The organism is uncultured Aquimarina sp., assembly GCF_947495315.1.
In the GTDB taxonomy this organism is placed as follows: domain Bacteria; phylum Bacteroidota; class Bacteroidia; order Flavobacteriales; family Flavobacteriaceae; genus Aquimarina.
Window position 1 is genome coordinate 56,980 of sequence record NZ_CANLYD010000015.1, and the last position, 16,933, is coordinate 73,912.

General features: G+C 33.3%; 11 protein-coding genes. 5 read left to right on the top strand and 6 right to left on the bottom strand.

Translation table 11 applies throughout. The features are described from left to right. Positions 1-207: 207 nt before the first annotated feature. The 5 genes from Q0910_RS21875 to Q0910_RS21895 form a co-directional block, all read right to left on the bottom strand. Positions 208-2,931 (bottom strand): TonB-dependent receptor, encoded by a 2,724-nt coding sequence (locus tag Q0910_RS21875; RefSeq protein ID WP_299221461.1) that lies wholly within the window; start codon positions 2,929-2,931, stop codon positions 208-210. Between the two features lie 278 nt (positions 2,932-3,209). Continuing rightward, positions 3,210-5,885, bottom strand: a complete 2,676-nt coding sequence (locus Q0910_RS21880) for a TonB-dependent receptor (RefSeq protein WP_299221465.1) — start codon at positions 5,883-5,885, stop codon at positions 3,210-3,212. A gap of 205 nt (positions 5,886-6,090) precedes the next feature. Next, positions 6,091-7,938 carry a glutamine--fructose-6-phosphate transaminase (isomerizing) gene (glmS, locus tag Q0910_RS21885; protein WP_299221466.1) on the bottom strand — a complete coding sequence of 616 codons (1,848 nt, stop codon included), beginning with the start codon at positions 7,936-7,938 and terminating at the stop codon, positions 6,091-6,093. A gap of 18 nt (positions 7,939-7,956) precedes the next feature. Then, entirely contained in the window at positions 7,957-9,696 is a 1,740-nt protein-coding gene (locus tag Q0910_RS21890) for a DUF4270 domain-containing protein (RefSeq protein WP_299221469.1), read from the bottom strand. 14 nt (positions 9,697-9,710) lie between these two features. Beyond that, positions 9,711-10,520 (bottom strand): glycogen/starch synthase, encoded by an 810-nt coding sequence (locus Q0910_RS21895; protein ID WP_299221731.1) that lies wholly within the window; start codon positions 10,518-10,520, stop codon positions 9,711-9,713. Between the two features lie 108 nt (positions 10,521-10,628). On the opposite strand from Q0910_RS21895, the gene panC reads away from it, so the two are divergent. The 5 genes from panC (at position 10,629) to radA (ending at position 15,575) form a co-directional block, all read left to right on the top strand. Further along, positions 10,629-11,477, top strand: a complete 849-nt coding sequence (gene panC / locus Q0910_RS21900) for a pantoate--beta-alanine ligase (protein ID WP_299221472.1) — start codon at positions 10,629-10,631, stop codon at positions 11,475-11,477. Positions 11,478-11,496: 19 nt separating this feature from the next. Next, entirely contained in the window at positions 11,497-11,847 is a 351-nt protein-coding gene (panD, locus tag Q0910_RS21905) for an aspartate 1-decarboxylase (protein WP_118459936.1), read from the top strand. 4 nt (positions 11,848-11,851) lie between these two features. Then, the gene (locus tag Q0910_RS21910) at positions 11,852-12,829 is read left to right on the top strand and encodes a lysylphosphatidylglycerol synthase transmembrane domain-containing protein (RefSeq protein WP_299221477.1); all 978 of its coding nucleotides are present in this window, start codon (positions 11,852-11,854) and stop codon (positions 12,827-12,829) included. Positions 12,830-12,939: 110 nt separating this feature from the next. Further along, positions 12,940-14,088, top strand: a complete 1,149-nt coding sequence (locus tag Q0910_RS21915; RefSeq protein WP_299221480.1) for an alpha/beta hydrolase-fold protein — start codon at positions 12,940-12,942, stop codon at positions 14,086-14,088. Positions 14,089-14,207: 119 nt separating this feature from the next. Then, positions 14,208-15,575 (top strand): DNA repair protein RadA, encoded by a 1,368-nt coding sequence (gene radA, locus Q0910_RS21920; protein ID WP_299221483.1) that lies wholly within the window; start codon positions 14,208-14,210, stop codon positions 15,573-15,575. 3 nt (positions 15,576-15,578) lie between these two features. Here the strand turns inward: radA and Q0910_RS21925 are convergent, their stop codons facing one another. Continuing rightward, positions 15,579-16,610 (bottom strand): aldo/keto reductase, encoded by a 1,032-nt coding sequence (locus Q0910_RS21925; protein WP_299221486.1) that lies wholly within the window; start codon positions 16,608-16,610, stop codon positions 15,579-15,581. Between the last annotated feature and the right edge of the window lie 323 nt (positions 16,611-16,933).

Sequence of the window (16,933 nt, forward strand, 5' to 3'; positions counted from 1 at the left end):
GCTGTGTTTTTATCAAACACAACTCTTATATATTGAAAATTCATTTAACTATTACACAAACTGCCTGTTTTTATTTAAAACCAAAAATGCTAATAAAATGATCCATTGCTTGAAAAATATTGGATTTTTAGATAAAAAAAACCTGTTTGAAATTGTTTTCAAACAGATTCAGATATTATTAATTTTTAAACTTTATAATTTATTGATTTACAGGTTATTTATCGACAATCCTATATAGTATTGTGATCCTACAAAACCAGTACCAAGAGCAGTAAAATATTCATCTCCTCCAATATTAGTAGCTCCAACTTTAAGTATTGATTTTAGTTTTGGTATTCTATAATTCAACTGTGCGTCTATTACAGTAAAAGAAGGAACTTCTGCGGAACCAAAAGCATCATTCCAGATAAAACTATCGCTCCATCTTGCACTTGTATTGAAACCCAAATTCTGAAAAACATTTCTATTCCCAAAAGTTAATTTCACTTTATGTTCAGGTGTATTAAATTCTGATTGAAAAGTACTTTCATCATCTAGATCTAGATCTTCCTTAGCATACGTATAGTTCACTCCAAAATCGAAATTACCAAATACCTTACCATCTACACCAACAATTGCTCCATAAGAATTCACGTCTTCTGTAGAGTTGGTCGAAATATTATATATCTTAAAATCCCCATTTGCAATTGCCTGAAAAGATTCTACAGAACCTACAGCTCCATAAAACGGAACCAAAACATTATCGCTAGTAATAAAATCTTTATACATATTATAATAACCACTTACCTCTAGTGATATCTTATTATAATCTCCTCTGTATCCTAGTTCTAAACTCGTAACCTTTTCTGGTTTTACCAATTCTATAGCTGATTGAATTAATTGTGATGGATCCGATGTTTGAGAAAAAGCAATTGAAGAAGCCAATGTATATGAATTTTCAAACGCATCTCTTCCTGTTATGGTTACAGAATCTTGCCCTACTAACACCGCTCCATTAGCGCTTAGCTCAAAATCTCTTTGCTCTCGATCCAAATTATCCTCTGCAGAACCAATAGTAATTGCTCGAACTACGTCTAATCCCATGTACAGATTTTGGGTAGTTGGATTCCTGAAACCGGTTTGAAAGGAAGCTCTAATATTATGATTCCTATCTTCTCCTAAAGTATAGCCTAATGCCAGTCTTGGAGAAAAATTACCATCAAACAACTCAGCTTTATCGAATCGTACGGATCCCGTTATTTTTAATCGCTCATCTAAAACCTTCTTTTGTAATTGAGCATATGCACCCAGTTCAGAATAGCGAATAGGTCCATCAACATCTGTAAATATTGTACCAAAAGATCTTAGCTTATATTCCCTAAAAGATCCTCCAACTTGTATATCTGCAAAATCCTTAGTCAAGTAACTAAGATTGTAATTAGCATCTACGTGTCGTAGTTGAGTTTCATCCTGAAATCTTGCCCCAGTAGAAAAATCCGGATCAGATATTACTGATTCAAATACTTCCTGGTACTCAGATGTTCCCGGTACTAACCTTCCTGTATCTGCTTGATCTCTTGCGGCCACATGTGCTTGATCAGAAGTCAAACCTCCATTTATAGCAGCAAAATACGTGCCCGCATATTCACCAAACCAAGTGCGATTATCCTTCCACCTATTATTAATATTAAATGCCGCAATTCTGGTATCATAAGTATCTCCAGCATCTCCATCGGTTATGTAACCTCTAATAAAAAAGTTGTTGTTTTTAACTTCTAATTTATGTTGTTGCAAGAAAAAGTCAGGAGAATAAAATCTATTTGCATTCTGAAAAATTGTTGTTCCTCTTCCTATTCTACCATTATAAATAATTTCAAAATCATCGGCAAATGGCCTGTAATGTAGTGCTCCACTAAATTTTAAACTTTCTGCATCATAATCTACTAAATCTCTTTCCTCATATCCTGTTCTACTAACAAAACCGATACCAGGAATATTTAGATTTATTTCATCACCATAAACATTAACACCATCATAATTGGGGTCTGTAAAGCGATCAAGTGAAGCATTATTTATATTCGTTTCATTAACAGCAAACCAATCTGTTCCTTTGAAAAAAGAGAAATTTACCTTTGCCGCAAATTTATCCGAAAATGCTTTTGCCATCCTAATACCAACATCATAGAAGGAATTATTTCCCGCAGCTTCTTGAGATGTTACACCTCCTCGAGCATAAGCACTTACCCCTTGATTATCAAATGGATTTTTACTATTAATAAATAAAATACCATTAAAGGCATTGGCTCCATATAATGCAGATGAGGCTCCTGGTAACAGTTCTATATTACTCACATCTAATTCTGAAACTCCTATTAAATTCCCTAAAGAAAAATTTAATGCTGGTGAACTATTGTCCATTCCATCAACTAACTGAACAAATCTCGTATTAGAAAACGATCCATATCCTCTCGTATTTACAGACTTGTAGGTTAAACTATTCGTATTAACATCTACTCCTTTAAGATTCTCTAATCCACTGTAAAAATCAATCGAAGGAGTGTTTTTTATTTGCCTTGATCCATAATATTCAACTCTTACAGGCGATTCAAATATCCTTTCCGGTGATCTTGAAGCAGAAACAATAACAACATCCAGCTCAGTTCCTTCTTTTAATACCACTAGAATTTCTTCAGCACTAGAAGCAACATCTAATGAGACGGTTTCATATCCAATACTGCTTACAATTAATGTCACCGGAAGTTTATCCTTTATTGTTAAAATAAACTCACCATCAAAGTCAGCAACGGCTCCAACTCTTTCACCTCTTAACTTTACATTAGCTAATGGAATCGGCTCACCAATCTCATCGGTAACCCTTCCTGATAATGTTGTTTGTGCAAAAGAAAATGCACACCAAAGAGACATACTAAATAATAGTAATTTTTTTTTCATAGATTTTTAGGTTTAAGTTCAAGTGTTTGGGACACTAAATTGAATTAACATAAGCGCCTACAGAAGTCGCTAATATTTAAAACATATCGCCTAAAGTATAAAAAAACCGATAAAAAACAATTTTTGCAATAAAAATATTACGGTTTACACGTAAAAATCTTACAATTTTAACAAATGTTCAATTCGTTTAAAATAAAAAATCCCCGTTTAGTTTCCTAAACAGGGATTGTATTACGGACAACAAGTTAGCTAACTAGCTTGTCATCTATTTTCTTATATTAAAAATTATTAATTGTCAATCCAAAGTAGTATAATGAACCAATTGGAGCTGTTCCTACAGCTGTAAAATACTCACTACCTCCAATATTAGTCCCACCAAGCTTAAGAGTTGTTTTTAATGATGGTATTCTATAATTAACCTGCGCATCAAAAACAGTAAACGATGGTACATCTCCTACCGCGAAAGCAGATTCCCAAACATATTCGCCACTCCATTTAACAGCTGTATTGAAACCAAAATTTCTAAATAAATTATCGTGTCCAAAACTTGCTTTAGCCTTATGCTCCGGAGTATTGAAATTAGTTCTGAATCCAGGATCTTCGTTTTGATCAAAATCTTGTTTAGCATACGTATAACTAGCATTTAGATCAAAATCTCCGAATACCTTAGCAGTAATTCCTAATACAGCTCCATACGAATTGATATCTGCTTCAGAGTTTGTAGTCGCTTGAAAACCTGCAAAACTACCTGTACCAATTGCAGCTTGACCTTCAGGAGTTCCGACTGTTCCACTTAGTGGACTTACTACATCAACTGTAGAGATAAAATCTTGATACATATTATAGTAACCACTTAAATCAAGCAATAGTTTCCCGAAATCCGCTCGATAACCTATTTCAATCGCTGTTACTCTCTCTGGTTGTACAATATTCGGATTTGCAACTACCAGTGCAGCTGTACCTCCAGATCTTATAAAATCCTCAACAGATTCTGCTGTATACGAATTTTCGTAAGCAGCACGACCTGTAATGGTAGTTCCGTTGATAATTCTTGAATATCGATCTAAATTATCTGGTGCAGAACCTACAATAGCCCCTTCACCAATATCAAGACCTAAATATAAATCCTGAGTTGTTGGATTTCTAAAACCTGTTTGGATAGAAGCACGAAGGTTACGGTTTCTATTCTTTCCTAAAGTATATCCTACAGAAAATCTTGGTGAAAAATTACCGTCAAATAACTGAGACTTATCATAACGAACAGATCCAGTTAGTTTTAATCGATCATCTAATAACTTTTTCTGAATTTGAGAATAAATACCTAGTTCAGAATAATTAATTGCTCCATCAAAATCCGTATAGAAAGTACCTTCAGAATTCAAAGAATATTCCCTGAACGATCCTCCTACCTGAATATCCGCAAAACTATTAGTAATATGACCAAAATTATAATTTGCATCAACGTGACGTAATTCTGTTTTAGAAATAAATCTTGATCCTGTTTGAAAATCAGGAGTACTTATTACTTCATTAAATGCATTTTCAAAACCAGTAGTACCAGGCTCTAACCTACCTGTATCTGCAAAATCTCTTGCAGCAGCATGTCTTTCCTGATCTGTACCTGATGTAGTCGCAAATGCAGTTGCATACTCTTGGAACCAATCTTCATCACTTTTCCAACTTCTGTTGATATTAATACCCGTAAATCGTAAATCATAAGTATCTCCAGCATCTTCCGCAGAAATGTAACCTCTTACAAAAAAGTTATCATTTTTTACTTCTAATTTATGTTGCTGAAAAAAGAAATCCTTTAGAGAAAACCTATTAGAATCCTGAAAGATTGTTTGTCCCTTTCCTAATTTACCAGCATAAATAATTTCGAAATCGTTCTTAAAAGGCTTGAAATGCAAGGCTCCATCAAATTTGATACTTTCAGCATTATAATCTGTTAAATCAGATTCGTTATATCCTGTTCTGGTTACAACACCAGCACCTGGTAGAAGCGCTCTAACTTCATCACCATAAACATTGAGACCATTATATGCAGGATCTAATTCGCGACTTAACCCTGGGTTTTCGATATTATCTTCGCTAAGTGCAAACCAATCCGTACCATTCATATAAGAAAAGTTCACCTTGGCAGCAAAAAAATCTGCAAACTTATGAGCCGCTCTTATTCCAACATCGTAATATTCATTATTCCCGGCAGCTTCCTGAGATGTAATACCTCCTTTTGCATATGCGCTGATACCTTCCTTTTCGAATGGGCTTTTACTGGTCATAAATAATATACCATTAAATGCATTGGCTCCATATAATGCAGATGAGGCTCCTGGAAGGAGCTCCACATTTTCAACATCTAGCTCATTCATTCCAATAAGATTACCTAATGCAAAATTTAAAGAAGGAGAAGTGTTATCCATTCCATCTATCAACTGAACAAAACGGGTATTTGTAAATGAAGCAAAACCTCTTGTATTAATAGATTTAAAAGTTAAACTATTCGTATTTACATCTACTCCTTTTAAGTTTTCTAAACCATCATAGAAATCTACAGAAGGTGTATTTTTAATCTCTTTAACACCGAATCTCTCAATACTTACCGGTGATTCAAATAAACGCTCCGGCGCTCTCGATGCAGATATTACGATCAAATCTAGAACATTACCTTCAGTAAGAACTATAGTCACTTCTTCTGATGTCGAAGTTACTTCTACCGAACTAGATTCATATCCAATACTACTCGCTGTAATCGTGAAGGGTGGTTTTTTGGTCACAGTTAGGGAAAAAAGACCGTCAAAATCAGTAACTGTTCCTATAGCTTCTCCTTTTAAAGAGATGTTCGCTCCTGGAATTGGTTGATTAAAGTCATCAACAACCCTACCATTAATAGTAGTTTGTGCATTACTAATAACACATATCAATAGTGTTACTATAAAAGTAATTTTTTTCATAAATAGGTTATTTTTAAAGCTTTAAGTTTTTTTGGGGTAACTTAAGTTTATTTAAAATGGTATATTTCCACTTTTCGGCCGCGAAACTAGAAAAAAAAAATTACAAACAATAGCTTTTTACTATTTTTTTATCGATTAAATGCAAAAATGTGCGATATATCGCACATTTTTGCATTTAAATAAATATTTTGGTGTGTTTCAAATATTACTCTACGGTAACTGATTTCGCAAGATTTCTTGGTTGATCTACATTCTTATCTAACATAACAGCAATATGATATGATAATAACTGAAGTGGTATTGTTGTTAAAAGCGGAGTAAGAAACTCAATAGTTTCTGGTATTTCGATTACATGATCCGCAAGTTTTTTTACCGTTTCATCTCCTTCTGTTACAATCCCTATAATCTTTCCTTTTCTGGATTTAATTTCTTGAATATTACTTACTACCTTCTCATAGTGTCCCTTTTTGGTAGCAATTACAACAACAGGCATGTGCTCATCTATAAGAGCGATCGGGCCATGTTTCATCTCTGCTGCGGGATATCCTTCTGCGTGTATATATGAAATTTCCTTTAATTTCAAAGCGCCTTCTAGAGCTACTGGGAAGTTATATCCTCTCCCTAAGTATAAGAAATTTTTAGCTTCTTTATACTTATCAGCAATTAATTTAATATGATCATTAGACTCCAATGCAAGTTTCACTTTTTCCGGAATGCGTTCTAATTCCTGTAAATAATAATGAAAATCACTATTAGAAATAGTCCCTTTTCTTTCTGCTAACTTTAATGCGATCAACGAGAGTACCGTAATCTGAGTTGTAAAAGCTTTGGTAGATGCTACTCCAATTTCCGGACCTGCATGTGTATAGGCTCCTGCGTGTGTTTCTCTGGAGATAGAAGATCCTACTACATTACATACTCCAAAAACAAATGCTCCTCGCTCTTTTGCTAATTTAATTGCAGCCATTGTATCTGCAGTCTCTCCACTTTGTGATATAGCTATAACTACATCATCCTGATGGATAACAGGGTTTCTATATCTAAATTCTGAAGCATACTCTACCTCTACAGGAATTCTTACTAACTCCTCAAAAATGTATTCAGCTACAAGACCAGCGTGCCACGAAGTACCACAAGCAATAATAAGAATACGTTTAGCATTGAGTAATTTTGCAAGGTTATCATCAATACCTGCCATTTTTATGATCCCTTCAGCGACTCTCATTCTACCTCTATAGGTATCACTTATTGCACTTGGTTGCTCATAAATCTCTTTAAGCATAAAATGGTCGTATCCACCTTTTTCTATTTGCTCTAGATTTATCTGCAATTCTTGAAGATAAGGATCAACTAGGCTATCATCTTTGATCTTTCTTACTTTTATCTCTTTATTTCTACGAACAATAGCCATTTCGCCATCTTCGAGATATATAGCATTATTCGTATATTCTATAAATGGAGAAGCATCTGAAGCGATAAAAAACTCATCTTCACCTACACCGATTGCCAGAGGGCTTCCTAGTCGGGCTACAACTATTTCATCGGGTTTTTGTCTATCAAAAACTGCAATAGCATAAGCACCAACTGTTTGATTTAATGCTATCTGAACAGCTTTTCCTAATTTGACATTTTCATTTGTCTTTACATCTTCAATCAAATTAACCAATACTTCCGTATCCGTCTCAGAAGTAAAAGTATACCCTCTATTTATTAATTCTTTTTTAAGTGATTCATAATTTTCTATAATTCCATTATGAATAATCACCAGGTCACCAGAATTAGAATAATGAGGATGAGAATTTACATCATTTGGAACTCCGTGAGTAGCCCATCTAGTATGCCCTATTCCAACATTTCCATCCGTTGAAATTTCTTTTACTAATCTTTCTTCAAGATCAGCAACTTTTCCCTTAGTTTTGGATAACTTAATATCCTGACCATCATAAAGTGCAATTCCTGCGGAATCGTATCCTCTATACTCTAATCTTTTTAATCCCTTTAATACAATTGGATAAGCCTCCCTATGGCCTATATACCCTACTATTCCACACATGGTTTACTTGTTTGTCAGTTAATTACTTTTTGATCTTGTATAAAAAATATCAAGCTTTAAACGTTTTTCTTCAGGAACATTGGTTGTATTTCCATAAAGAATTGTCCCTTCATGGGATATTATAGATGAAAAGGGGATAAGTTCATCTTCAGTGTTATTAGGGGTAACTCCTTCAGCGCTCGCTACAACATTAACGTTTTGAGACACTGATAATCCTAGTTTTACATTATCTGTATCTTCATTCAGAACATTGATCACATGACGTGTCAATCTTATTTTATAAAATTCTCCATTTTCGTCACTATCTCGACTAATCCTTCCCAAATGATTAGTAACAGATAGTATTGGACTAGTCTGATTAGATGTTGGGTCTGCTAAGAAATCAACAAGAACTTCTCCTGTTTCAAGGTTAAAGACATATATCCTCTCTGGTTCGGTATCTCCAGACACCATTTCATCCTGATTGATATAAATTTTCATACTGGCCTCATTAATCAACCAATTTTGTCGTTTTAAGAAATCTAATTCATTTTCTAATTCTCCATCTTCATTAGTTACCATACCATTAAATAAGTCCATAACGGCATAAGATCCTTCTCCACCTTTCAAAAACAAGTTTGCTTCACCATTAACTTCATCTTGATTATCTAAAGCATTTTCTATACTAGTGATACCATCATTTAATATAGCATTCGCAAAATTAAAATCAATACTATTTACAATATTATTTGAGAAATTAAGTATAAAACTACCCTCACCTCTAATGGGTTCCGTTATATCTCCATCTCCATCAGCATCATCCTCATCCTCCTCACTTGTATCAAAAGAATAGTGTAATGTGAAATTCGCATCAGCTATATCAAAAAACAAAAGATTTTCATCTTCAGTATTTATATTTGATTCTGCTTTAAAATAAAGACCTCTAAAATAGTTACGGAAATTATTAGTATTACTTAACTCTATACTTCCTTCTTTGTCTAAAAATAAGGTTTTAAAATAATCAATTAGGTCTTGATTATCAGTTCTTTCGTTATCAGGATTCAATTCTGTAGCTGCTGCTGCTGCATCTTCAGAAACTAACGTCAATCTTAAGGCTGGAATAAAAGTTGATAATTGAGGTTCATCATCCTCATCTGTATCATCATCCTCAGTTAACAAACGTATTTGGTTTGGTGAAGGTTTAAAATTATCTACCGTGAATAATAACCTGTTTTCCAAACTAGGTCCAAAATTTTCATTAATATCATCAGAATAATACACTTGTCTTTCTTCTGCTCCTTGATCAAAATCAAAATCTCTTAGGAAATAGTCAGAATGATAAATGGATAATTTTATTCCGTTGGAACCATACACAGAATCTAATTCAAATGTATTTGTAACTACTCCATCATCTCCTGTAGTTGATTCTGTTAAAGTACTAAAGTATGGTAGATTCAAGACTACACTATCCAAAATCGCATTATCCCCAAAACTAGGATTAAATTGACTAGGTAATACCTCAGAAACTACACTATAAACAGATTGACCATACACTGGATCATCATAAACACCTAATAAATTATTAGGTAAACCACTGGTTTGCACTTTTTCAAATCTTTTACTGTAGGCTATTGGAATAGCATTGTATTCATCATCTTCAAAATTTACATCTCCAATTACCTCACTTCCAACTGAATTAAAATCATCATCACAAGATACAGCAGTAAAAATAACAGCTACTATAGCTGTTATTTTGATCAAAACATTTTTCAAATTCATAATAGTTCCTTTTGCTACACCAACACTTCTGTCTGATAGAAGGCTTCATAGGCATCAGCAAATTCATCTGGTTTTTTATATTCTAATACAGGTTGATCTATAGTTTCTAAATGTTTGGAAAGTTCTTCAGGAATTTCTTCTGACCCAACAATTATTGCATCAGAATTATCTATTGCAACTTTCATTACATTATTATACGTTGGTTTAGCAAGATCAGTTATCTTCTCTTCATCTATTCCATCAAACTTAACTTTTTCTAACATATTTTTGTCTAATGTTCCTTTGTATCCATGATCATAAACAGAAGTTACAATCTTACTATGGCTAAATAACGGTTCATTAGCGTAATAATTTCTTAGATATAATGGCAACATAGATGCCAACCATCCATGAACATGAATTACATCAGGAGACCAATTTAATTTCTTAACAGTCTCAATAACTCCCTTTGCAAAAAATATTGCTCGCTCATCATTATCTGGAAACAAATTTCCTTCTTCGTCAGTAAGCGTAGCTTTTCGCTTGAAATAATCTTCATTATCAATAAAATAAACCTGCATCCTTTCTTTAGGGATAGAGGCCACTTTAATAATTAAAGGCATATCTAAATCATTAATAACAAGATTCATCCCTGATAAACGAATTACTTCGTGTAGTTGATGTCTACGTTCATTAATGTTTCCGTATCTGGGCATAAAAATTCTAATTTGCCCGCCTTTGCTGTTTACCATTCTTGGTGCTTCAAAAGACATAGATGAAATCTCTGTCTCTGGTAGGTAAGGTATTACTTCTGATGATACGTACAATATCCTCTTATCTTTCATATGATCTACTTTTCTCGTCTCCTTAGGAATAAATTTTTGCAAAATTACGAAAATTTATGTAGTCTGCCAGTAATATCTTATTTTTGCACGCCTTTAACTTTTAGATAAATGCGGGTATACGAGAAAAGACTGGACGTTGAACAGGATGTTGCAGACTTACATAAACAAAATAAGAGCATTGGTTTTGTTCCTACAATGGGAGCTTTACATCATGGCCATCTAGCGTTGGTACAAAAAGCAATCGACCAAAATCAAGTTGTGATTGTGAGTATATTTGTCAATCCTACTCAATTTAATAACTCTGAAGATTTAGTTAATTACCCACGTACTCTCGATTCAGACATAGCACTTCTTTCTAATATATCTAAAAATATTATTGTTTTTGCGCCAAATCCGGAAGAAATATATGGGTCAAAAAATAATTCTCTTAAGTATGATTTCAATGGCTTAGAACATGAAATGGAAGGTAGATTTCGTCCAGGTCATTTTGATGGGGTTGGAACTGTTCTTAAACATTTATTTACTATTGTTTCCCCAACCAAGGCTTATTTTGGCGAAAAAGATTTTCAACAACTTCAAATTGTAAAAAAACTGGTTGAAATTGAAAAAATGTCAGTAACAATTATTGGCTGCCCTATTTACAGAGAAGATAGTGGATTGGCATTGAGCTCCCGAAACAAAAGACTAAACAAAAAACAACTTCAAGAGTCTCCCTTGATATACAAGACATTAAAACAAGTCAAAAATGATTTTGGCACAAAAAGTGTAATAGATTTAACCGATTGGGTTTCAGAACAGTTTAAAAATAATGACACGCTAGAATTAGAATATTTTGAGATCGCTAAAGTTTCTAATCTTAAATCGATTAAAAGAAAACGAAAGAATACAAAGTATCGAGCTTTTATTGCAGTTTTTGCAGGAGAAGTTAGACTTATAGATAACATTGCCCTAAATTAAAAATAACTAAATTTGTAACATGTTTGTACACGTTGTAAAATCAAAAATTCATCGCGTTAAAGTAACAGGTGCTGACCTAAATTATATAGGTAGCATCACTATTGACGAAGATTTAATGGATGCCGCTAATATAATAGAAGGTGAAAAGGTACAGATCGTTAATAACAATAACGGTGAACGTCTGGAAACTTATGCTATTCCAGGGCCTAGAAATAGTGGAGAAATTACATTAAATGGAGCGGCCGCCAGAAAAGTAGCTAAAGGAGATATATTGATTTTAATCACTTATGCAATGATGGATATTGAAGCTGCTAAGAAGTTTAAACCATCATTGTTATTTCCTAATGAGGAAAATAATTTGCTAAAGTAAAAGAGTGAATCCTAAACTCATAAAATTCTTAAAAATAATACTCCCGCTTATGTTGGGAGTTTTTTTAATTTGGTATTTTCTCAGCTCTGCAACTCCAGAATACAGAACAAAATTATTACAAAACATTAAAAATGCCGATCCGCTTTGGGTACTAATATCACTTACATTAGGTATCATATCTCATATCTCCAGAGCATATCGCTGGAAGTTTTTACTAAACCCTCTTGGTTACAACCCTAAACTATATAATAGTTTTATGGCAGTAATGGTAGGTTACTTATCCAATCTAGGAGTTCCCAGGTCTGGCGAAGTGCTAAGAGGTTTTACAGCATCTACTTACGAAAAAATTCCTTTTGAAAAAGCTTTCGGAACTATAGTTTCAGAAAGAATAACTGATTTAATTATGCTTATCATAGTAACCACTATGGCAGGTATTCTGCAGACAGAGTATTTACTTAACTTTCTTGAAGAAAAAAACATTAATCCTTTACTTACACTTGGGATAATTCTATTACTAATACTTATTGGCTTTTTAGGACTAAAAATTCTTCAAAAATCTTCTAACAAATGGATTGTAAAAATTAGAGATTTTGGGATGGGTTTATTAGATGGGATGAAAAGCATTTTCTCTATGAAGCAAAAATGGGCTTTCCTTTTTCATACTATCCTGATCTGGTTTTTATATGTATTAATGTTTTATGTTGTAAAATTTGCCGTCCCAAATTTGGATAGTGCTTCTATAGGCGTAATTCTGGTTGCTTTTGTGGTTGGCTCTTTTTCCATGTCTACCACTAATGGAGGTATTGGGATATTACCATTCCCAATTGTTGTCGGAGCAGTATTTATTTTTTTTGGTTTCGAAAAAAGTGACGGAGAAGCTTTTGGCTGGATTCTATGGGGTTCGCAAACTGCAATAAATATTATCGTTGGGGCGTTATCATTTTTATTCCTACCAATTTTAAATAGAGGAAAGAAAACTTAATAAAACCCTTATAAACAATAGATTGATTATTTTATCGGTTTGTTATAAAATTTTAAAGGTTTAAAATAATTTATATATTGTCACTCGCTTAACCCTAATCTTTACCACTTATGAAGAAAAGTATATTTTTAATTCTTATATCAATCCTTACCTCGATCTCATATGGTCAGGTAAAATACGAAACATTTAGATCTATCAAACTAGATCAAAACCGAGATTTAAAAATCCAATTGCCTCGTAATTATGAGAAAAACGAGGATAAAACATATCCTGTAATTCTTGTATTAGATGGTGATCATTTATTCGAACCGGTAGCTGGTAATGTTGATTATTTCTCGTATTGGGAGGATATGCCTGAGTCCATCGTAGTAGGTGTTCTTCAGAGAAAAACAAGAGAAGATGATTGTAGATATGATTTAGCTAGCTATTTACCCGAAGGTAAAGGTGCAGAATTTTTTGAATTTATTGGTCAAGAATTAATGCCGCATATCGAAGAAACTTATAGAACCGCAGAACTTAAAATTATTGTTGGTCACGATTATACGGGAAACTTCATCAATTACTTTTTATTTAAAGACAATCCAATTTTTCAAGGGTATATTAATTTAAGTCCCGAATTAGCACCTCCAATGAAAGAACGCTTAGAAAATGTGCTTACTAGTGCAAAAACTGATTTATGGTATTATCTAGCTACTGCAAGTAATGATGCAGAAAATATTAAAAATGATCTGATTTCTTTAGATGAAAAACTAGCGTTAATTGAAAACACCGAATTAAATTATTTCTTTGATAATTTTGATGAATCATCACACTATACATTAGTAGGAAGAGCAATTCCAAAAGCTATGGAGGTTTTTTTCAAAATGTATCGACCAATTAGTAAAAAAACTTATAAAGAAGATATCCTAACGCTAGAAACATCACTATACGATTACCTTGTAGATATCTATGATACTACTGAAAAATTATATGGAATCAAGCGTCAAATTAGAATCAACGATTTTATAGCTATTTCTACAGCGATAGAAAAAAAGGAATTATGGGAAGAGCTAGAGCCACTCGGTAAATTAGCTATTAAAGAACATCCTGAAACTATGTTAGGGTTTTATTATCTAGGATTAGGTTATGAACAGCTAGGGGAACCTAAAAAAGCCATGAGGGCATATGAAAATGGATTTCAATTAAATGAAGTAGCTTTTTTAACCAAAGACTATATGTTAGAGAAAGTTAATAAAATAAAAGAGGATTTCGGTTATTAACACTTAGTTTAAAAGACAAATCAGATAGTAAAAAGATCCCGTTTTTGGGATCTTTTTGTTTTGGTACTAATTGCAGAATGAACTTAAATAATAGTATTTTTACAATCAATTTATAAGCTATGGCCAAAACCAAAACTGTCTTTTTCTGCCAAAACTGCGGTTCACAATATGCTAAATGGCAAGGGCAATGTACTTCTTGCAAAGAATGGAATACCATTGCAGAAGAAGTAGTCCAGAAGGCTCAAAAAAATGATTGGAAAGATCCTAACACGTCATCAAAAGAACGTCGAGTCTCAAAACCTTTAAAAATCTCTGAAATTGATACCAGCCACGAAGCTAGATATAACACAGATGATGCTGAATTAAACAGAGTTCTTGGCGGTGGGTTGGTTCCCGGATCACTCACATTATTAGGAGGAGAACCAGGGATTGGAAAAAGTACGCTGTTACTGCAGATTAGTTTAAAACTACCTTACAAAACCCTATATGTTTCTGGTGAAGAAAGTCAAAAACAAATAAAAATGCGCGCGGAGCGTATACATTCTAAAACAGATAACTGTCTGATTCTTACTGAAACCAAAACTCAAAATATTTTCAGACAAATAGAAACTACAGAACCAGATATTGTTATTATTGACTCCATACAAACCCTACATAGTGATTATATCGAAAGTAGTGCTGGTAGTATTTCACAAATAAGAGAATGTACCACAGAACTCATTAAGTTTGCTAAAGAAACGGCAACTCCAGTAATTCTTATTGGTCATATCACAAAAGACGGAAATATAGCCGGCCCTAAAATACTAGAACATATGGTAGACACCGTACTTCAGTTCGAAGGAGATCGAAACCACGTCTATAGAATTCTAAGAGCCTTGAAAAACCGTTTTGGTTCTACATCAGAATTAGGAATTTACGAAATGTTAGGTAGCGGTCTTAGAGAAGTCAGTAATCCTAGTGAAATTCTAATCTCTAAAAAAGAAGAAGAATTAAGCGGAACTGTCATCGCAGCCACTGTAGAAGGTATGCGACCATTGATGATAGAAATACAGGCACTGGTTAGCACGGCAGTTTATGGTACTCCTCAACGAAGTGCTACTGGATACAATCTCAAACGATTAAATATGATCCTTGCTGTACTCGAAAAACGTGCTGGCTTCAGATTAGGTGCTAAAGATGTATTCCTGAATATTACAGGTGGTATTTCTGTGGATGATCCCGCTATTGACCTTGCTGTTGTTGCTGCTATATTATCATCTAACGAGGATATCCCAATCGCTAAAGACTATTGCTTTGCCGCAGAAGTTGGACTTGCCGGTGAAATCAGACCTATAAACAAGGTTGAACAAAGAATACAAGAAGCCGAAAAGTTAGGTTTCTCGACTATTTTTGTTTCTAAATACAATAAAATTTCCCGAAAAAACACACAGATTAATATTCAATTAGTTGCCAAAATTGAAGACGTAGTAGAATATCTATTTGGTTAATTTTTAAGGCGCTGGATTAGGAATCTGCATATGAACTTCATTGATTTCGTTGATAATTTGATCGGACAAAGTAAGGTGAATACTACCAATATTTTCTGTAAGCTGATCGATAGAAGTAGCTCCAATGATATTGCTCGTTACAAAAGGTTGTTGATTTACAAACGCTAATGATAATTGGGTTAAACTGATATTATGTTTTTTAGCAATTTCGTTATATAATCTAGTTGCTTTATAGCTATTCTCATTCATATACCGATTGTAATTAGGGAAAAGATCAACTCTAGAATTTTTTGGAATTTCTTCAAGATACTTGCCAGTCAGCATCCCAAATCCTAGTGGTGAATATGGTAAATGACCGATATTTTCACGATGTAAAACCTCTGTAAGACCAATTTCATCCTTTCGATTTAGTAAATTATATGGATTTTGTATCGTAATCATTTTGGGAGCTCCTTTTCGGGCTTCTTCAGTATATCGCATCAACCCATATGCCGTTTCATTAGAAACTCCTACTTGTCTTATCTTACCTTCTTTTACAAATTCATTGAGATTTTCCAAAACTTCGACAAAATTATCAGTCCACGTGTCATTTTCATCATGTGTATATCCTAACTTGCCAAAATAGTTAGTATGCCTTTCTGGCCAATGTAATTGATAAAGATCTATATAATCAGTTTGTAATCTTTCTAAACTTTTATGGATGGCATCTGCAATTTCTTGTTTGCTAAATTCTCCTTTTCTTATGTGTTTCGAAAACTCTGCTGGCCCAACAATTTTCGAAGCAATTACTACCTCATCTCTTTTCCCAGATTTCTTTAACCAACTTCCTATAACTCGTTCTGTACTTCCCTGTGTTTCTTTTTTAGCAGGTACAGAGTATAACTCTGCAGTATCTATAAAATTAACCCCTTGACTAATTGCGTACTCAATTTGCTCATGACCTTCTGATTCTGTATTCTGCTGTCCCCAAGTCATAGAGCCTAAACATATTTTACTAACCTTTATATCTGTATTTGGTAATGTAGTATACTTCATTCTTTAATCTAAAATTTATTAAATGAACCAAAATTAAAGACTCTCTTCTTAGATATTCCAAAAATTATCATAATAAATCCGTCAATGCTACTTGCTTATATTTTTATCATCATAAAGCTCATAAAGTGAGAAATTTATCTACAACAACACCATAAATATCTACACATTAATTAAGTATTGAATCATTAATTCAAAATTCAATGTATTGATTATTAGTGTTTTATGTATTTTTAAGATTTGCGGAATAATTATTTCAATAAGTATAATATATCCGAATAAATTTCTAAACGGATATGCAAAAAATAAAATTACAGCTTGTTTTG

What these genes read in the sequence shown, in the direction of transcription:
- Q0910_RS21915 (WP_299221480.1), top strand. Translation starts at nt 12,940, where the DNA reads ATGAAGAAAAGTATATTTTTAATTCTTATATCAATCCTTACCTCGATC.
- radA (WP_299221483.1), top strand. Translation starts at nt 14,208, where the DNA reads ATGGCCAAAACCAAAACTGTCTTTTTCTGCCAAAACTGCGGTTCACAA.
- Q0910_RS21880 (WP_299221465.1), bottom strand. Translation starts at nt 5,885, where the DNA reads ATGAAAAAAATTACTTTTATAGTAACACTATTGATATGTGTTATTAGT.
- Q0910_RS21890 (WP_299221469.1), bottom strand. Translation starts at nt 9,696, where the DNA reads ATGAATTTGAAAAATGTTTTGATCAAAATAACAGCTATAGTAGCTGTT.
- Q0910_RS21895 (WP_299221731.1), bottom strand. Translation starts at nt 10,520, where the DNA reads ATGAAAGATAAGAGGATATTGTACGTATCATCAGAAGTAATACCTTAC.
- panC (WP_299221472.1), top strand. Translation starts at nt 10,629, where the DNA reads ATGCGGGTATACGAGAAAAGACTGGACGTTGAACAGGATGTTGCAGAC.
- glmS (WP_299221466.1), bottom strand. Translation starts at nt 7,938, where the DNA reads ATGTGTGGAATAGTAGGGTATATAGGCCATAGGGAGGCTTATCCAATT.
- panD (WP_118459936.1), top strand. Translation starts at nt 11,497, where the DNA reads ATGTTTGTACACGTTGTAAAATCAAAAATTCATCGCGTTAAAGTAACA.
- Q0910_RS21925 (WP_299221486.1), bottom strand. Translation starts at nt 16,610, where the DNA reads ATGAAGTATACTACATTACCAAATACAGATATAAAGGTTAGTAAAATA.
- Q0910_RS21875 (WP_299221461.1), bottom strand. Translation starts at nt 2,931, where the DNA reads ATGAAAAAAAAATTACTATTATTTAGTATGTCTCTTTGGTGTGCATTT.